The 19,724-nt window shown below is 36.5% G+C and carries 17 protein-coding genes; 2 read left to right on the top strand and 15 right to left on the bottom strand.

All coding sequences use genetic code 11. The features are described 5' to 3' along the window. Nucleotides 1-29: 29 nt before the first annotated feature. The 4 genes from E4Z98_RS04485 to rplS all read right to left on the bottom strand — a co-directional run bounded on the left by E4Z98_RS04485 (nucleotide 30) and on the right by rplS (nucleotide 4,825). A complete protein-coding gene (locus tag E4Z98_RS04485; RefSeq protein WP_135254790.1) occupies nucleotides 30-2,771 on the bottom strand; it encodes an ABC transporter permease in 2,742 nt (913 codons plus the stop codon). A gap of 10 nt (nucleotides 2,772-2,781) precedes the next feature. After that, nucleotides 2,782-3,483 (bottom strand): ABC transporter ATP-binding protein, encoded by a 702-nt coding sequence (locus E4Z98_RS04480; protein WP_135254791.1) that lies wholly within the window; start codon nucleotides 3,481-3,483, stop codon nucleotides 2,782-2,784. A 129-nt stretch (nucleotides 3,484-3,612) separates the two neighbouring features. Continuing rightward, nucleotides 3,613-4,395, bottom strand: coding sequence for a sulfite exporter TauE/SafE family protein (locus E4Z98_RS04475; protein ID WP_135254792.1), 783 nt, complete (start codon nucleotides 4,393-4,395; stop codon nucleotides 3,613-3,615). An 82-nt stretch (nucleotides 4,396-4,477) separates the two neighbouring features. Beyond that, entirely contained in the window at nucleotides 4,478-4,825 is a 348-nt protein-coding gene (rplS, locus tag E4Z98_RS04470; RefSeq protein WP_135254793.1) for a 50S ribosomal protein L19, read from the bottom strand. Between the two features lie 224 nt (nucleotides 4,826-5,049). Between rplS and E4Z98_RS04465 the strand changes: the two genes are divergently transcribed. Both E4Z98_RS04465 and E4Z98_RS04460 read left to right on the top strand, forming a co-directional pair. Beyond that, nucleotides 5,050-6,816 (top strand): glycerophosphoryl diester phosphodiesterase membrane domain-containing protein, encoded by a 1,767-nt coding sequence (locus E4Z98_RS04465; protein ID WP_167790941.1) that lies wholly within the window; start codon nucleotides 5,050-5,052, stop codon nucleotides 6,814-6,816. 9 nt (nucleotides 6,817-6,825) lie between these two features. Next, nucleotides 6,826-7,353, top strand: a complete 528-nt coding sequence (locus E4Z98_RS04460; protein WP_135254795.1) for a DNA topology modulation protein — start codon at nucleotides 6,826-6,828, stop codon at nucleotides 7,351-7,353. 89 nt (nucleotides 7,354-7,442) lie between these two features. On the opposite strand, the gene E4Z98_RS04455 is transcribed toward E4Z98_RS04460, so the two are convergent. From E4Z98_RS04455 to E4Z98_RS04405, 11 genes are all read right to left on the bottom strand, one after another. Beyond that, the gene (locus tag E4Z98_RS04455) at nucleotides 7,443-7,628 is read right to left on the bottom strand and encodes a 2-hydroxymuconate tautomerase (protein ID WP_135254796.1); all 186 of its coding nucleotides are present in this window, start codon (nucleotides 7,626-7,628) and stop codon (nucleotides 7,443-7,445) included. 37 nt (nucleotides 7,629-7,665) lie between these two features. Continuing rightward, nucleotides 7,666-9,396: a sensor histidine kinase gene (locus tag E4Z98_RS04450; RefSeq protein ID WP_135254797.1), complete on the bottom strand. Its 1,731-nt coding sequence runs from the start codon at nucleotides 9,394-9,396 to the stop codon at nucleotides 7,666-7,668. A 4-nt stretch (nucleotides 9,397-9,400) separates the two neighbouring features. Continuing rightward, nucleotides 9,401-10,117, bottom strand: coding sequence for a response regulator transcription factor (locus E4Z98_RS04445; RefSeq protein ID WP_135254798.1), 717 nt, complete (start codon nucleotides 10,115-10,117; stop codon nucleotides 9,401-9,403). Between the two features lie 152 nt (nucleotides 10,118-10,269). Then, nucleotides 10,270-11,148 carry a phosphate ABC transporter substrate-binding protein PstS family protein gene (locus tag E4Z98_RS04440; protein WP_135254799.1) on the bottom strand — a complete coding sequence of 293 codons (879 nt, stop codon included), beginning with the start codon at nucleotides 11,146-11,148 and terminating at the stop codon, nucleotides 10,270-10,272. A gap of 155 nt (nucleotides 11,149-11,303) precedes the next feature. Next, nucleotides 11,304-11,993, bottom strand: a complete 690-nt coding sequence (locus E4Z98_RS04435; RefSeq protein WP_135254800.1) for a carbonic anhydrase family protein — start codon at nucleotides 11,991-11,993, stop codon at nucleotides 11,304-11,306. A gap of 406 nt (nucleotides 11,994-12,399) precedes the next feature. Further along, complete coding sequence (pyrE, locus tag E4Z98_RS04430) at nucleotides 12,400-13,035, bottom strand: orotate phosphoribosyltransferase (protein WP_135254801.1); 636 nt, start codon at nucleotides 13,033-13,035, stop codon at nucleotides 12,400-12,402. Further along, nucleotides 13,035-13,748, bottom strand: coding sequence for an orotidine-5'-phosphate decarboxylase (pyrF, locus tag E4Z98_RS04425; protein WP_135254802.1), 714 nt, complete (start codon nucleotides 13,746-13,748; stop codon nucleotides 13,035-13,037). Before pyrF ends, pyrE begins: the two co-directional genes overlap by 1 nt. A 1-nt stretch (nucleotide 13,749) precedes the next feature. Further along, nucleotides 13,750-14,667, bottom strand: a complete 918-nt coding sequence (locus E4Z98_RS04420) for a dihydroorotate dehydrogenase (protein WP_135254803.1) — start codon at nucleotides 14,665-14,667, stop codon at nucleotides 13,750-13,752. Next, on the bottom strand, nucleotides 14,664-15,452 hold the full coding sequence (locus E4Z98_RS04415; protein ID WP_135254804.1) for a dihydroorotate dehydrogenase electron transfer subunit: 789 nt from the start codon (nucleotides 15,450-15,452) through the stop codon (nucleotides 14,664-14,666). Before E4Z98_RS04415 ends, E4Z98_RS04420 begins: the two co-directional genes overlap by 4 nt. 14 nt (nucleotides 15,453-15,466) lie before the next feature. Next, nucleotides 15,467-18,643, bottom strand: coding sequence for a carbamoyl-phosphate synthase large subunit (carB, locus tag E4Z98_RS04410; RefSeq protein ID WP_135254805.1), 3,177 nt, complete (start codon nucleotides 18,641-18,643; stop codon nucleotides 15,467-15,469). Further along, the gene (locus E4Z98_RS04405; protein WP_135254806.1) at nucleotides 18,643-19,722 is read right to left on the bottom strand and encodes a carbamoyl phosphate synthase small subunit; all 1,080 of its coding nucleotides are present in this window, start codon (nucleotides 19,720-19,722) and stop codon (nucleotides 18,643-18,645) included. Before E4Z98_RS04405 ends, carB begins: the two co-directional genes overlap by 1 nt. Between the last annotated feature and the right edge of the window lie 2 nt (nucleotides 19,723-19,724).

Here is a 19,724-nt window from a genome sequence, read left to right as displayed (position 1 = left end):
AGCACTGTCATCATTTTATTATCGGACAATTATTCATTTGATTTTAGCGCTTCAATCATGTTGATATGTTTTAATTTAATGTGTGTTACCCACATTACAATACTTGAAAAAACAGCCGTCATCAACGCAGAAATCAAATACCCATTTAGTTTAATGATAACAGGAAAGACCATCATATCTGATGATGCCATGGCTAAGATAAACCATGTCAATAATTTTCCTACACCAAAACCAACTAGTATACCAATGATAGTAAACACCATATTTTCTCTTATTATATGCATGGTTACTTCTTTATCATAAAAGCCTAACACCTTAATCGTAGCTAATTCACGTTCTCTTTCGGAAATATTGATATTGGTTAAATTATATAGAACAACAAAGGCTAGTGTGCCCGACAGAATAATAAAGATAGCGACAATCGCGCCTAAACTTTCTGAAGCAAGGTCTTGTTTTTCAATTTGGTCTGAGATGAAGGTCGTATTCAACACCTCGCCCGTCTCAATTAAGGCTTCAGCCAATCGTTGTTCTTGTTTTTTCGTTTGATGATTCGTTTGAACCAACAACGTATTAGGAGCTATCGATTCATTGACAACAGTTTGATAATACGCTTTAGATAAATAAATAGCATGGCCTAAATAATTTTCGATTATGCCAGCAACCTTTACTTTAACTGGTGTTCCTTCCGTTGTTTCAAGTGCCAAGGTATCACCCGTTGACACTTCATATGTTTTAGCAATCCTTGGACTAATAAGTGCCCCTTCTTTAGGTAATACAAGTTTTTTGTTCGTTTTTTCATCTCTTAACGTGACAAATTTTTCTAATTTTGCTTGGTCATCCGTAATCATCACACTAGTAAACTGAGCGGCTTTGTTTTTCTCACGAATGGTCATTTGTTCAGAGTAGATTGGCATGAACGTTTGAACGGTTACGTCTGTATCAAGCACCTCAATTGCTTTTTCAGGTTGCTCTGCATCAGTTAGCGATACAATGGATTGATAGTGAACTAGTTCGTTAAATTGCTTCTTCACAGGAGCTGCTATTGAATCATTCAATCCAAAACCTGCAATCATTAATCCTGTACAACCAGCAATCCCCATAATCGTTAAAATCATACGCGCTTTATATCGAAAAATATTACGATACGTTACTTTTTGGAAGAAATTTAATCGGTGCCAAATTGGTGTTATTCGTTCTAAAAAGACTCGCTTCCCTGCTTTTGGTGCTTTTGGCATCAAGAGGGCAGTTGGTTTTTCACGCAAATCTCTAGACAGCACAAGTAGCGCCGAACCTAAAGTAGAAGCCAATGCTGCTAAAACAGCAATTAGTATCGGCACCAGGAAAAATTCGCTTGTATAAACCGGAAAAATATTATTCGCTTGTTGCATATCAAACACAACTTGTGGTAACAATTTAGCCCCAACTAATACCCCAATGGTTGTCCCTATAAACGCTGCTAAAAGTGTATAAAGAATATACTTACTTGCTATTTCACCATTACGATAACCTAGCGCCTTTAATGTTCCAATTTCTTTGCGATTCTCTTCTACCATCCTCGTGATTGTCGTAAAGGTAATAAGAATCGCAATTAAAAAGAAGAACACAGGGAAGACGTTTGCAATCGCATCAATACGTTCTGATAAGCTTTGATATTCTGTATATCCCGGATTATTAGATTGAGGGTTTACTATAAAACGAGCAGGCTTCATCTTATCAAGTTCTTGTTGTGAATCAGCTAACTCTTGTTTTCCTTTGGTCAATGTCGCTTGTTGCTGATTCAATTCCGCTAATTGATCCGTTAGCTCTTGTTTTTTACTTTCTAGTTGTTTAATACTATCACCAAATTGAACGTTAGCTAACGCTTCACCTGTTTGCATACGCAATAGTTCAAACTTCTCTGTCAACTGATTGTACTGATCAGTTATAGTTTTCAAACCTTCTTTGACTTGTGTTATTCCTGAAGCTAGTTTGTCTTCATTATCCTCTAACTTCTGTCTATTTTCATTAATTTCTGTTTGTGCGTCTGATTTTATCTCATCTAATCGTGCGTTTTCTCTAGGTTTCAACGCTTGCTCAATAGCAGCTTGATGACGAAGCGTTTGTTTTTCGTAATCTTTTGAAAAACTACTTTTCTCTTGCATATCATCAAAAGAAACATACATCGTTGAAAATATTTCAGATGTAAAATTTTCTTCAGGCAAATAAACAAAACCTTTTAGCACGCCATCGCCAATGGTCGTCACCCCACGCTCATCAACATCCATGTATAATGGCGTTTGAACATAACCAACGATTTGATAATTCGTTTTAGATAGATCATCTGACTTAATCGTCAATTCCTCGCCGATTTTATAAGTATCCCGTAATTCATAATCGACCACAACTTGATTGTCTTCTTGAGGTAAATGCCCCGTCATCACTTCCAATTGATTTTGCTTATGACTTGCGTTATACCCATAGACTTGAAGAATGAGGTTATGTTTCTCATCAGCATAGGAAAAGTTCTTACTCATTTCAACTGAGCTACCTTTAACTTTCGAAACAAGTTGCTCATCTTCATCTGTCAACCCCAATGTTGAAACGATTTGAAAATCTGATAATCGCTGTTTGTCAAAATAATGATCCGCAGTTAACTCTAAATTAGGCCCAACTGATTTAATGCCTACAAATAATAGCACTCCCATCAATATAATGATAACAACAGCAATAAAGCGGCCCATAGAAGCTTTAATATCTTTAAACGTTGATTTTAAATATAATCCTGATTTCACGAGTTTCACCTCACCATTCAATTTGATCAACTGACGTTGGGGATTCGTTGAGTTCTATTTTTTTTACTTTAGCATCATTAATATGAATAACTTTATCAGCCATCTGTGCAATCGCAGCATTATGCGTAATAATCAGCACTGTTTTATTGAATTCTCGACTTAAATTTTGTAGTAATTGAAGTACTTGTTTTCCCGTCTCAAAATCTAACGCTCCAGTTGGTTCATCACATAGTAGCATCTTAGGGTTCTTTGCCACTGCACGAGCAATTGACACACGTTGTTGTTCACCACCTGACAATTGTGCTGGAAAATTTCCCATACGATGTCCTAATCCCACTTGATTTAACACCTCTTCAATATCCAAGGCATCTTCACATACAGCTGTCGCTAATTCAACATTTTCTTTAGCCGTTAAATTAGGCACTAAATTATAAAACTGAAAAACAAAACCAACATCCATACGACGGTATTCCGTTAGTTGACGATCCGTAAATGATGCAATATTAGCACCATCTACTATCATTTCACCAGACGTTGGTGTATCCATCCCACCTAACATATTTAAAACAGTCGATTTTCCAGCCCCACTAGGCCCTAAAATTACAGTTAATTCACCTTGCTCAATTGAGAAACTCACATCATTATTAGCAATGATCTCTGTTTCACCCATTTGATATTTTTTATACACATGTTTGACTTCAATAAAGCTCATTTGGTTTCCTCCGTCACTCCTAATTTATTACATATCATGATTATATCAAAGAAATACTTGAATAAGCGCCTGTTTAGAATAATTTTAATACTCTTTAATTATAAAAAAAAACGGTATGACATAAGTTTGTCACACCGCCTTCATCGACCACGCGTTGTACAGATTTATGATAATTACTAGGATAATCATTGCGTTAAAGACTAGTTGTATTTTTTGCTCTGAAAGAATACGACTCAATCTTGCGCCTAAAAGCCCACCTATAACCGCTGCTGGAATAATCCATAGTAAACGACTCATGTCAAATGTGGCCAAACCACTTCCTATTGTAATAGTTATAATTTTGGCTAATTGAGAGAATAGAATCGTTGCGATGGAATAAACGCCGGCTTGTTTAATAGGTAAATTAAATAGCAACATCAACAATGAAACATTAATTGGTCCCCCACCTATCCCTAACAGACTGGCCAAACATCCCAATATTAAGCCACATAAGAAATACCAGTGAACTTCACGCAATGACAAGTTTTTCAAGTCAAGATTATTATAGAATAAGGCAAACAATAGTGTGATAATCGTCAAACTAATTTGAACAAGTTTAACATGTTGATCATTAGAAAATGACATAAGCATCTCATCTAACAATTGATTACCAAATATACCACCGATAAGCGCCCCTAATGATAACCACGTAACGTTTCTTTTATCAAACGATATGCCATTTTGAAGTTGCCTTGTAGTTGAAACTAACGACATGGTAAAGACAGCTACGGATGAATAAAACGAAATAACCGCTACTGAATCAACACCTATAAAATCAAATATTGGCTTAATTAAGACGCCACCGCCCATACCAGAAATTGCTCCAAGCGTGTTGGCAATAATAATCGCAACAAAATAAATAATTCCTATCATCGTATCCCACCTTTATGTCTTTTATCCGTTTTTTAAAACAATAAAAAAGAAAAAACCCTTGCCTAAGCAAGGGTTAAAGAAATTATCTTCTGATTTCTTTAATACGTGCAGATTTACCACTACGTTCACGTAGGAAGTATAATTTAGCACGACGTACACGACCATGACGGACTACTTCGATTTGAGCAACACGTGGTGTGTGTACTGGGAAAGTACGTTCAACACCAACACCGTTAGAAATTTTACGAACAGTGTAAGTTTCGCTGATTCCAGCACCTTGGCGTTTGATACATACTCCTTCAAATAACTGGATACGTTCGCGTTCTCCCTCTACAACCTTAGCGTGGACACGTAAAGTATCACCAGCACGGAATTGTGGAATGTCTGAACGTAGTTGTTCACTTGTAATAGCTTCAATAATTGGATTCATATTATCCATCTCCTTATTCCCAAACATTCATATGAACACATTCAAAGCGGAATGTTGTAATATTATATGAGCTTTCACTCACCAAAACATTCTATCATAAATAAAAATTAGTGTAAAGTTTTTTTCTTACATTTAAACATAATATGACTATAATGACGCATATATTCGTATTATTTCATTTATTCGCTATAATATAACTAAGACTATATAAAGAGGTGATCTTATTGCAGCCCATCGCGGTGATTAAACATGCCTACCAAGATTTTTGGATTTACAAAAGAGACTATATCAAAGCAAGTGTTCTTTTTAATTTACTAAGAATTGCCATTATTTCTCCAATACTTGGCTTTCTAGGCAAACAAATTTTAAAAATCAATGGCTTTGATGGCATAACAGAGTCAACCATTTTCAGCTTATTTAAAAATCCAACATCATTAGCTCTTATTGCGTTAATTTTGTTAATTTTTATCTTTGCCATTTTCTTTGAATTTGGTCTTTATTTTTTATACGCTGATCATCATGACAAGTATCCATTAAAATTTCGACAATCGCTCATGAAATTATTGCGAAAATTGCGTTATTTCGTCAGTTTTCAAGCGGTATTATTTCTTATTTACTTTGTCTTAATGATTCCACTTGCCTCTATTGGACTAGAAGGCAGTTTTACGAGTGATTTATATATCCCTCATTTCATTACAGATGAATTAATGAAAACAACATCTGGAAAACTTTTATATGGCGCTTCACTAGCACTAATTTTTTATGTGAGCATGCGACTGATTTATAGTATTCCATATTTCGTCTTCAATGAGAAAAGTACGATTCTAGGAGGCATTAACTACAGCTGGCAATTTACGAAACGTACACTCATCACTACCCTCCTATCCCTAGGAGGTATTGTTGCGATTCATTCTGTGATAACATTGTTAGGCATTGGACTATTATTCTTACCTGTGATGTTTATTGAAACTGTTGCTCTGCCTGTTGCACCTTATGTTTCAGCTATTTGTTTAACCCTAATTGAAGTCCTTCTTTTTGTTTCATTTAGCATGCTACAAGCTTTATTTGCCGAAGCCATTGTCACTTTACTAAAAAATAGTGAAGAAATCGAACACCCAATTAGTAAAACTATTTATCCAACAAAACATACACGTATCGTCTACCCAGTTATTGGCATTGGGTTAGCTATTATGACTTTTTTCAATTATTCTTATCTAACCAATAACATTTACGCCCCTAGTACGATGATTATCAGCCACCGAGGTGTTACTACTGATGCTATTGAAAACACTAAATCAGCCATTATCGCCGCTAAAAAAGAGGGCGCTGATATGGTTGAAATTGATGTGCAACAGACAAAAGATCGTCAATTTGTCTTATTCCATGATGATACCTTGAGACGCCTAGGGAACTCTTCAAAAAAAATCAGTGAATTGACACTTGAAGAGGTCAAACAAATAACGCTTCAAGAAGGAAATTTAAAAGATAAAATTCCAACACTAGAAGATGTCTTGTCATTAACGGATGACTTAAACATGCGGTTACTAATTGAATTAAAGTTTGAAGAAGAAGCTGATGGACGTAATGAAGCTGAATTAATCAATATGCTATATGATCGTGACTTACTAAGTCGTCATTATGTACAAGGCTTAAATCAAACACAAATTGAAAGTTTTGAAATTGGAGCCCCAGAAGTTAATACCGGTTATATTGTCGCTTTTAATCTTGGCTCTTTACCCAAAACAAGTGCTGATTTTATGGTGATGGAAGAGTTCTCATTCAACCAAAATAATTTAGAAACTGCTCACAAACGGCAACAACAGTTGTTTGCTTGGACGATTAACAAACAGTCGCTCATGCGCAAATACATCAGTATGGGAGCAGACGCTATCATTACTGACCATCCGGAACAAGCTCAATTAATTAAGCAACAATTATCTGAAAACATGAGCTTTACCGATCGGATTAAAAAATATTTAGACTTAAGATAAGGAGTTCGTATGAAAATTGCAATTATTGGCTATAGTGGCAGTGGTAAATCTACTCTCGCTAAGGCCATCTCTCAGAAAATCAACATCCCCCTACTTCATTTAGACACTGTTCAATTTGAAGCAAATTGGCAGGAGCGAGACAATAAAGAAGCCAATACAATCGTCAAACAGTTCATGGCACAAAAAGATTGGATCATTGATGGTAATTATTCAAAATTTTTTAAAGAAGAACGATTAGAAAAAGCTGATACGATTATCATTTTAGCCTTCTCACGTTGGGCCTGCTTAAAACGCGTTATTAAACGCTATTTCAAGTATCGTAAAACCTCTCGACCCGATATGGCAGAAGGTTGTCGAGAAAAACTTGATGGAGAATTCATTTGGTGGGTTCTCTATCGTGGCAGAAAAAAACAACCTATGAAAGACTTCATTAAGATTCAACAAATTTATTCAGATAAAACAATCATCCTTCATAATCAGCAAGAATTAGATGATTATTATCAAAAACATGAACTAACTAATGAGATAAACACTTAATTATAAAAACTCCCAGACTAGGAAAATAATTACTTTTCCAGTCTGGGAGTTTTTAAATCCTGCTTAATGATAACCATTAGCTTGTGCAGTTAGACTTCACTTTTTAACTTACCCGCTATTGCATAATGCTCTTTCTTCATTTCTTGAATGACGACATGAATATTTTCCTTAGGTGCCCCTGATGTTCGAGAAATTGCCTCTGTCACCTCTTTAACCATTGCTTGTTTTTGTTCATTGGTACGTCCTTCAAGTAATTCGATATGTACAATTGGCATTTGCTATTCTCCTTTCAACTAAGTATTCTTTACTTTATTATAAACGACTATGACGGCTCAATAAATGGTTTTTAGGAATAAAAACAACAAAACTTGTCCCTTTATCGACTTGACTTTGTACATGTATTTTTCCGTCTAATTGTTCGACACAGTTTTTCACAATGCTCAGACCAAGACCTGTCCCACCTTTACGTCGATCACGTGATTGGCCTACTCGATAAAATTTTTCAAAAATACGATCTTGCTCCTCTTCAGCTATCCCAATTCCTTCATCGATTACTGTTAATACTAGCTCTTCCTTAGTTTCCTTCATAGAAATAACCACTGTACTATTAATAGGTGAATAGTGAATCGCGTTTTCTAGTAAGTTTTTAATAATTGGTTGTACATATTGCTCAGGGAGTTTTATTTGTGTAGATACCTGATAATCATGCTGAACTAGTATCTTTTTCTTCTTTAATAATGGTTCATAGACAGCTATTTCTGATGTAATAAGTTGATCAATCTCTTCCCATACTAACTGTTCTTCTGGCGTTTGATGTTCTGTCTTTAATAACTCTAAAATTTTATTAACTAACGTGTTTAATCGCTTACCTTCTTTGTCAATAATCTCAACAAATGCTTGTTGCGTTTCTAATGGCAGTTGCTCTTCTAAAAGCGTTTCGGCAAATCCCACAATGGACGTGATAGGGGTTTTGAGTTCATGAGCAACGTTACGAATAAGCGCTCCATGTGCGCGTTCAATCGTCTTTATCGGCGTTACATCGTATAAAACAATCACGATTTCTTTTGCAGATGCTAATTGAGGATTTAATTGATTCACTTTAGCCACTGCTTTAAAGACTTTGTATGAAGGCAAGGTCAAGGTGATTTCTTCCGTTAAATACGTTTTGTGTGACTGCTCCAATCTTTCTTGTAACTGATTGATGGCCTCTTTTAACCCATTCGGACGATAATAAAAAGTCGTCGCCATCTCATTAAGAAATTTTGTCTTGTCAGCTAAATTAATCGTGATAATACCCATCTCTAAACTATTCAATATATAATCTAACCGCTCCTCAGCACGCAACTGTCGAAAATATAGTTGTTGATTATTTTTCATAAGATGATTTAATTTTTCATACAGAAGTGACCATTCATTTTGTGTGACGATTAGTTCTTGCTGTTTTTCTGGATGCTCTAATGCTTCTTCCACAACTGATAGCGCATATTTAACTGGTTGATTGTTCCTACGATAATAGTAAACAATAAGACCTGCTAACATCACAGACAGACACACGATTAGACCTTTCACTATTACAGTAACTGGTCCTAGCGAATAAGGGTACTCGTGCAATGACTGTTCCAATTGGATAATTCCAATACGACCATTCTGATTAACGACTGCTTGAGAAACTAATAGTCTATCCTCTTCCACACTGCTCGCCAAGTTATTGCCACTTTTAATGATCAATGATGACGAACGATTCAATGACTCACCCGTTCGTTCAATTGAATCCCCAAGTGCATCTAAAAAAATAAGATGATTACTAATTAATCTGGGATGTTTCTTCCTAATATCTTGAAAGGTGCTTACTTGCCAATTGTCTTCTTGTTCTAATTCATAGTAACTCACTAAAGTAGAAATTTCTTCCGAAAGGTAGTAAGTTTGTTTAGAAATATCTCGTTGAGACATATAATGACTAAAAATCCCTATTATCAAACACGTTAACATCACGATTAATCCTAATAACACCAACAATCTACTTTGGGTAGTCGTTTTCTTCATATGATTACCTCTCCTGTTGCCAATCGAATTTATAACCAAAACCTCGAATGGTGTGTATATAGTTAGGATTTTTAGGATCTTTCTCTATTTTTTCCCTCAAATGACTAATATGAATATCTACTACACGAGATTGTGCATAGATTTCTTCATTCCAAATACTATGAAGTAATGTTTCTCTGTCAATAATACGCTTTGGGCGATTCATAAAATAGGCTAACAGTTCAAATTCTTTTTTAGTCAAATCCAACAACTCATGATCTTTATGTATCGTATACGCCGATAAATTCAACGTCAATTCACCAATAGTTATTTTCTCATCTGTTGCTACCTGTTGATTATTAACGGGTTGGCTACTACTAGCTGTTCGTCTCAAAATACCCTTGATACGTGCTGTTAATTCTCTAGGACTAAAGGGTTTGGTCATATAGTCATCTGCTCCAAATTCGATACCAATAATTTTATCGACCGTTTCATCTTTAGCAGTTAACAATAACACGGGTACATTAACTTGATGTTTTCGTAGTTCCTTTAATATCTCCATACCATCCATGTTTGGTAGCATCACATCTAATACAATGAAATCATACGGATGCTCCAAAGCCTCCACATACGCTTCATAGCCATCATGCATCATAACAGTTTCATAGCCTTCTTTTTGAAGATGATAATCAATTAACGTCGTAATTGAGACTTCATCATCCACAATCAATATTTTCAACAAACAACTCCCCCTTTGACTCAATCTCTATCTATTCATAGTATAACATCGAAGAGCACCACAGCGAATGAATTACTCGCTATTAGAACAAAATACTTACAAAAAAACACCCTCAGCTTGGTAAGCCAAAGGATGTTGGAATGACCTTACATTTTTTATACAGGTGTTACGTTCCCTTCAACGTCTCTATTGATTGTCATCTTTGTCATAGGAATATAGTTCAGTTGTTCTACCACATTTTTTTGTACATCATCTGATAAGCAATACTCAATAAATGTTTTGACATCTTCTGAGGCGTCCTTACTAATATACATATGCTCATACGCCCATATGGTCCAATCATTAGTTGTAACATTTTCGACAGTTGGTTCAACGCCATCAATTTTTAATGCTTTAAAAGTATCATCAAAATATGAAAACGCTAAATAGCTAATCGCCCCAGGTGTTTGAGTAATAATTTTTTTCACAGTACCTGATGAATCTTGTTCCTGAGTACCAATCGTTTTAGTCCCATCTAACCCCCATTTTTCAAAGGTAGCGCGTGTCCCACTTCCTTCGGCACGATTAACCACGACAATCTCCAAATCTTGTCCCCCAACTTCTTTCCAATTTTTTACTTTTCCTGTGAAAATATCAATCAATTGTTGGCGTGTTAAATTATCCACCTTCACTTCTTTATTAATAACAGGACCAATACCTACAACGGCAACCTTATTGTCGACTATCTTATCAGCGTCAATCCCATCCTTTTCCTCTGCAAAAACATCTGAATTACCAATATCAACGGCTCCACTTGATACTTGCGATAATCCTGTTCCACTACCGCCACCTTGTACCGATATATTATATTCAGGGAAGTCCGTTTGGTAAATGTCTTTAATCTTGTCTACCAACGGCTGTAACGCTGTTGACCCCACGGCAACAATTTCTGTTTGTTTTTTCCCTTCTTCTGATGTTTTTCCTGAAGTGGAACCACACCCGGTTAATAAAAAAACAAACGATACGCCCGCCATAATTAAAAGATTTTTTTTCATTTGATACACTCCTTATTTGCTTTATTTGATTTTACAATTAGAGTATATAAAGTGATTGTAAAATAATGACGATTTTTTTTGTAAATATTAAGTAAAGTTAGGTCTGAATAAATTGATTATGTTAACCTACTTAGCTATAAAAATACCACACGCTATTACGTGTGGTAGATATCACGGTTATTTAATTGTTGTAACGGTCGGTTGTTACTTTTAGTCGTTAACGTACTTTTTAATAAATTAAATCCTCTGGTTGATATCACACGACGATCATCAATCACTAGCCATGTGACTTGTCCAACAGTTGGGGGTGTAGTTAAAGACCCTTGATATCGGTAATACGTCGGTTGATGTTCGGTTAGCGGTGTGAAATCAAATTTTACAAATAGTTTATCATTTTCATATAACACTCTAGCTAATATTGCTTCTTTATCATCCGTTACATCAAAAAGAATCGCTAACACAAGTAATTCATCACGCTCATTACGATGAACGAAGTGAAATTCGATATCCGATGGTTGATCATCCAATACATGTTCACTAGGAATGTGAAAATGAAGATTTTTAAGAAAATAACGCTCTCCACGGTAAATTAAATAACTTTGATTTGTAATCGAATCTAACTGTAACGTATAGTTATCATGACGAAGCGTAAATTCATCCTCATGATAGTGAAATACTAGCTCATTGGGTGCCTTTTGCGTTACTATTTTCTTTGATAAGGCAATAGGTGATTGCCATTTATCTTCGGCCGCCACTGAAAATTCAGGACATAATTGATGCCAATTCTCTGGCCCTTTATCACTCTGACTATAATCCCAAATTTCTTTATTTTCATTTATGTACATATCCGCACCTCCGATAAATATTGTATAAAAAATCAAAGAAATTGACTAATCATACGTACTGTTATTAACTAGTTTATCTTCAAAACAACGATAAAATTTAAATTTTCTTAAAAATCAGCTATAGACACCTTCCATTTTTATTTATAAAATAAATCATGTTAAAAACCAATAAAGAGACTTTAGTTAAAAAAGAAAGGATTGATTCAGATGAATAAAACAGTAGTAATAGTTATCGTTTATTTATTCTTAGCCTTATCTCTTATTATTTTTGAGCCATTTTCAATGAAAATAAATAATATATTATTATTCATCCTAATCATTTGTTTAGCATTATTCAAGTATTTTAATAAACGTCAATAATCCCTTCAAAAAAATCCAATGATCATTATAATCATTGGATTTTTTGTTAGTTATTGATTAACCATTCTCTTGGATTTTTCTTCCATTCTTCTAATAATTCACGCTGGTTTTCTTCAATGCGCGCTGTTTCAATCGCACTTGTAATAAGTGTCGAATAATTAGTTAACGTAACAAATGGTACACCGGCTTCTCTAAAATTACGCAGACCATCTGCTAATTCATAGGTGAAAATAGCTGCTACTCCTAATACATTAGCCCCTTCATTTTCAGCCGCTTGAGCAGCTTCAAGAACACTACCACCAGTAGAAATCAAATCCTCAATGATGACCATTTTTTGTCCTTCATAAATCACGCCTTCAATTTGATTCCCTCGTCCATGTTTCTTAGCCGTGCTTCGAATATAGACCATTGGTAATTCAAGAATATCCGCTATCCAAGCCGCATGGGGAATACCCGCTGTTGCAGTACCCGCAATTACTTCAACTTCCGGATAATGCTCTTGGATTAATTTAGCTAAATGTGCTGCTACTTCTTTTCGAATCGAAGGATATCCCATAATGACACGATTATCACAGTAGATTGGGCTTTTAATACCACTTGCCCAAGTAAATGGTTCTGTTGGTTTCAAACTTACTGCACCAATTTCTAAAAGATGTTCTGCTGTTTGTTTTGCTATTGTCATTATATTTCACCGTTCCATTCCTGTTTTATTTCTTGATAAGCTTGATATGGATTATCTGCTTTTGTAATTGGTCGGCCGACGACGATGTAACTGGCACCTAATGCTCTCGCTCCTTCTGGTGTCACTACACGCTTTTGATCACCAACTGCTGCCCCCAACGGACGAATACCTGGTGTTAAGCACACAAAGTCATCAGAAGTTTGTTTCTTAATCGCCGTTGCTTCCAATGCCGAACAGACAACGCCATCAAGTCCGGACTTCTCAGCCATTTTTGCATAATGTAACACACTGTTTTCAAGAGACCTATCGATGCCTTGATCATGTTGCATCTCATCTTCAGACGTTGACGTTAATTGCGTAACTGCAATTAAAACAGGACGTTTTCCTTCAACTGTTCCCTCTTCTAATCCTTTCAAAGCACTGCTCATCATACGAACGCCACCCGCTGCATGAACGTTTGTCATCGCAACGCCTAATTTAGCTAAACCTCGCATGGCAGATTCCACCGTATTAGGAATATCATGTAGTTTCAAGTCAAGAAACACATCGTGTCCACAAGACTTCAGCCACGTTACAATCGTTGGACCTTCTTGGTAAAAAAGCTCCATTCCCACTTTGACATAAAGTGACTCCTTCTCTGGAAAATGCTGCAAAAATTTAGTAATCGCTTCACGATTAGGAAAATCTAAGGCGATAATTGGGCGTTTATCCATCTTAACGGGCCTCCTTCACTTCTTTAATTAATTGCGTTAAACTTTCAATACCTAGTTCATCCATACGTTTAGGTAATTCTGTAATTAATTTTGGACAAATCATTGGGTCTGTAAAATTAGCTGTACCAATTGCGACAGCACTTGCTCCCGCCATATACATTTCTAACACATCATCTACCGTGTAGACACCACCCATTCCAATAATAGGAATATCAACAACTTGAGAAACTTGTTTGATCATTCGAATCGCAACAGGTTTAATAGCTGGACCAGATAGACCACCTGTTTGATTGGCCAAAATAGGTTGGCGTGTTTTTAAATCAATCCTCATACCAAGTAAGGTGTTAATCATAGATAACCCATCTGCCCCTGCCTCTTCCACGGCTTTAGCAATAGGAACTATATCTGTTACGTTAGGTGAAAGTTTTACGTAAACAGGAACTTTCGCTACTTGCTTAACGCGATAGGTTAAATCCGCAGCTACCTCTTTATCAGTACCAAAAGTTATTCCACCTTGTTTAACATTCGGACACGAGATGTTTAACTCAATAGCTTTTACATTGGGAGCTTGACTAATACGTTCGCATACACGCGTATAATCATCAATCGTATAACCTGCAACATTTGCAATAATAGGAACATCGAATGCTTCTAACGCTGGTAATTTTTCTGACATAATCTCATCAATCCCAGGATTTTGTAAACCAATGGCATTTAACATACCACTTGGTGTTTCGGCAACTCTTGGTGTTGGGTTTCCATCCCTTGGTTCAAGCGTTGCGGCTTTAACCATGATGGCCCCTAACTGACTAATATCATAAAACTTAGCATACTCAGCACCAAATCCAAAGCAACCACTTGCTGGCATAATAGGATTTTTTAATGATAATCCTGGTAATTCTACGGCTAATCGATTCATATATTTACTACCCCCGTTGCAAAAACTGGTCCTTCATCACACACTTTTTTTAATTTCATTCTTTTAGTTTTCTTATCTTTTGTTTGGCAAACACAGGCTGCACAAGCACCTACGCCACATGCCATACGTTCTTCTAATGACACGTACGCGCGTGGATGTTCTTCAAAGTATTGATCAACTTTTGCTAAGAGTGGTGTTGGTCCACATGAATAAACAGCACTCGGCTCAATCAGTGGTAAAACCTCATCTAAGACAAGACCTAAGTGACCTTTTGTTCCATAGGAGCCATCATCTGTTGAAACGTGAACATCTCCTAACGCCTGAAATTCTTCTAAGTAAAACATTACCTCTTTTGAAGCAAATCCAAGAAAAGCGATGACTTTCGCCCCTCTTAAAACTGCTTGTTTAGCGACTTCGTAAAGCGGTGGGATGCCAATTCCCCCACCAATAACAATCACTAGCTCACCTTCTGAAATATCTTCAACAGGAAAACCATTACCAAGCGGCCCTAAAACATCTAGTGACTGATTAGCCGATAGCTGACTCATAGCGACTGTTCCTGCACCTTCAGCACGATAAATTAATTTACATTGACGGTTATCTAAATCAATGGATGAAATACTAATCGGACGACGTAATAATAAATCACTTCGATTAGGTGGCTGACAATGAAGAAACTGTCCTGGAACAAGCATTTCTTGGACCATTTCTCCTTCTAATGTCATCTCAAAGATGTTTGGTGCTAATGTTTTTTGCTCGATAACTTTCATGTTTTCTTGCTTCATCAATATTCCCCTTCTTAAATAGATTCTAGTAAAAATTGTTGTGATTCAATCACACTTAATACAGCACTTACTGTATCTAATGACGTGAACAATGGTACACCATGATCAACTGCTTCACGACGAATTAAGAACCCATCCGAATTTGTTTGTCTAGATTTATCCATAGTATTAACAACCACTTGGACGTCGCCTTCACGAATGATATCTAGAATATTCTTTTCTTTAGCCATGACTTTGTCGATACTTTCGATCGTTAAACCATGTTCATGATAATAACTAGCTGTTCCTGACGTCCCAACTAACTTGAAACCAATATTTTTGAAACGTTTCGCAATGGCTAAGCTTTCTTCTTTTGCTTCATCTGCAATCGTTAATAAAACCGTTCCATGACTTGGTATATTCATGTAGCTAGCCTCAAATGCTTTATACAAAGCTTTTTCTAATGTCGTATCTGACCCCATTACTTCGCCCGTAGACTTCATTTCAGGACCTAAGTAAGTATCGACACTTTGTAATTTAGCAAATGAAAAGACAGGTGCTTTGATATGAACTAATTCACTTTCTGGATGTAGACCGTCCTCATAACCTTGTTCTTCAAGCGATTGTCCTAAAATAATTTTTGTTGCTACTTGAGCCATTGGAATATCGGTTACTTTACTTAAAAATGGTACCGTACGGCTTGCACGTGGATTAACTTCAATTACATATACTTGATTATCGTGGATGACATACTGAATATTCATCATACCCATGCATTCTAAACCGATAGCTAAGCGTTTTGTATAATCGACAATCGTTGCTTTAATATCCTCTGATAATGTTTGTGGCGGATAGGCTGCCATCGAATCTCCTGAATGGACACCCGCACGTTCAATATGTTCCATAATTCCCGGAATTAACACACGTTCACCATCACAAATCGCATCGACTTCACATTCTTTACCCACTAAATATCTATCGACTAAAACCGGATGCTCTGGTGAAGCTTTTACTGCATGATTCATGTAATTAATTAAGTCAGCTTCATTCTCAACAATCTCCATAGCACGTCCACCTAAGACATAACTTGGACGGACCAGTACAGGATAACCAATTGTTTCAGCAATTGCGACAGCTTCTTCACTGCTAGTTGCCGTATCACCCGGTGGTTGCGGAATGCCTAAGGTGTTTAACGCTTGCTCAAATAAATCACGATTTTCAGCTGTATCTAACGCTTCAATGGTTGTTCCAATAATCGGAACACCTGCTTTATCTAAACTATCTGCTAAATTGATCGCTGTTTGGCCACCAAATTGTACAATAACTCCTTTAGGTTGTTCCAAATCAATTACATTCATTACATCTTCAAATGTCAATGGATCAAAATATAACTTATCTGAGATTGAGAAATCGGTTGAGACTGTTTCTGGGTTGTTATTAATAATAATTGCCTCATAACCTAACTGTTGGATAGCTTTTACTGAGTGCACAGTCGCATAGTCAAACTCCACTCCTTGACCGATACGGATAGGTCCTGATCCTAATACTAAGATAGATTCTTTTTCCGTACGTACACTTTCATTTGTAAAATCATATGAGCTGTAAAAGTAAGGTGTTTCTGACTCGAACTCTGCCGCACAGCTATCTACCATTTTATATACTGGAATTAAGCCTTCTGATTTACGGGTATTTCTAATGTTTTCTTCCGTTGTTTGCCATAACTCTGCAATTGTTACATCAGAAAAACCATATGTTTTAGCTTTTTTCAACGTTTCTAGACTTCCAATATTTGCAACAAGTTCTTGCTCGATTTCTACGACATGTAGTAAACAATCTAAGAAATATAAGTCAATTTTTGTCATATCATGTAAATCTTCGATTGAATACCCTCGTCTGATGGCTTCAACTAAATAGAAAATACGATCATCTTGAGCATTAACAATTTTGTTTGCCAGTTGATCTTCTGTGGCTTCAGTGGCTTCTGCAAGCGAAACATGAACAGTGCCTAATTCTAATGAACGAATAGCTTTTAATGTTGCTTCTTCAAGTGTACGACCAATGGCCATCACTTCCCCTGTAGCTTTCATCTGTGTTCCTAGGCGACGCTCGCCATTCTCAAACTTATCAAACGGCCATCTTGGTACTTTTGCTACCACATAATCCAATGTTGGTTCAAATACCGCAAACGTTGTTTTTGTGACAGGATTTTGAATCTCATCTAGTGTCAATCCGACTGCAATCTTAGCTGCTAGTTTTGCAATAGGATATCCCGTTGCTTTACTTGCTAAAGCTGATGAACGACTAACACGTGGATTAACTTCAATCACATAATAGTCAAAACTGTTAGGATCCAGCGCTAACTGGACGTTACAGCCTCCTTCAATTTTTAAGGCACGAATAATTTTTAATGAAGCATCTCGTAGCATTTGATGTTCAACATCTGTTAAAGTTTGACTTGGCGCATAAACAATCGAGTCTCCAGTATGAATACCTACTGGGTCAAAGTTTTCCATGTTACAAACAACGATGGCATTATCCGCAGAGTCACGCATTACTTCATACTCAATTTCTTTGTAGCCTGCAATACTTTTTTCGATTAAACATTGCGTTGCTGGTGAAAGCTTCAGACCGTTTGTAGTGATTTCAATTAATTCTTCCATGTTATCACACAAGCCACCGCCTGTTCCACCTAATGTGAAAGCAGGGCGAACAATCAACGGAAAACCAATTGTTTCAGCAAAATCTATCGCTTCTTCTACGGTGTTGGCAATCGTACTTTCTGGAATAGGTTGTTCTAATTCTTCCATTAATTGCTTAAATAAGTCGCGATCTTCGGCTTGGTCAATCGCTGATAATTTGGTTCCTAGTAGCTCCACGTTATATGCATCTAAAATGCCTGAATTAGCTAATGTCATGGCCATGTTTAATCCTGTTTGACCACCTAATGTTGGTAACAACGCATCAGGTTGTTCTTTACGGATAATACGTGAGACAAATTCTTCCGTAATCGGCTCGATATAAACTTTATCGGCTATTTCTTTATCCGTCATGATTGTTGCTGGATTTGAATTAACCAAAACAACTTCATAGCCCTCTTCTTTTAAGGCAAGACACGCTTGAGTTCCTGCATAATCAAATTCTGCTGCTTGTCCTATAACAATCGGTCCAGAACCAATCACCATAATTTTCTTAATATCCGTACGTTTCGCCATTAGTTTGACTCCTTCCATGCATCCATTAATTCAATAAATTCTTCTATAACGTGATGTGCATCATGTGGTCCTGGTGCAGCATCTGGGTGAAATTGAACTGAAAAAGCTGGATATAAGCGATGTTTTACCCCTTCAACTGTTTCATCATTCACTTCTACATGCGTCACAATCAAATCGGTTTCTTCTAGCGATTCTTTTGAAACAGCGTAACCGTGATTTTGTGAAGTGAAGTCAATTCGCCCTGTTGCAATTTCTCTTACAGGATGATTACTTCCACGATGACCAAATGGTAATTTATAGGTTTTTGCACCATTTGCTAATGAGAATAATTGGTGTCCCAAGCAAATCCCAAACAATGGTACCTTCCCTTGAATTTCTCTAATTAGCGTTAAGGCTTCAGGTACTTCTTCTGGATCTCCAGGTCCATTACTTAGCAAGACGCCATCAGGTGCCAAAGCTAAGACTTGTTCAGCAGTTGCATTATGAGGTAAGACCGTTACTTGACATTGATAACGACTTAATTCTCGTAAAATACTATGTTTTAAACCAAAATCAATCACCACAACATTTTTCCCTAAGCCAGGTGAAGGATAAGCTTTTGTCGTTGAAACTTCTGCTACTAATTTTTTAGGCATAACAGTGGCTCTTAATTGATCTAGTGAATGTTCAGCGTCTTTTTCACCATCAATTAGCGTCGCTTTGATTGCCCCACGTTCACGGATAATTTTAGTAAGTGCTCTCGTATCAATACCTGAAATACCTGGTATGCCTTTTTGAGCTAAAAACTCATCCAAACTCAAGTTATTACGCCAATTTGAAGCACGTCTTGCTAGTTCTCTAACCACAACACCCTTACAACTTGGCTCAATTGACTCAAAATCATCTCGGTTAATTCCTACATTTCCAATTAAGGGATAGGTAAACACAATAATTTGTCCGTTAAAACTTGGATCAGTGATGCCTTCTTGATAACCAGTCATTCCCGTTGTAAAAACTAATTCACCTACCGTTACTCTATCCGCACCGAATGCTTCACCGACAAATGTCGTACCATCTTCTAATAATAACGTTCTCTTCATAT

The organism is Vagococcus xieshaowenii (assembly GCF_004792515.1).
GTDB classification, from domain to species: Bacteria; Bacillota; Bacilli; order Lactobacillales; family Vagococcaceae; genus Vagococcus_A; species Vagococcus_A xieshaowenii.
This window is presented reverse-complemented; position numbering and strand designations above follow the sequence as displayed.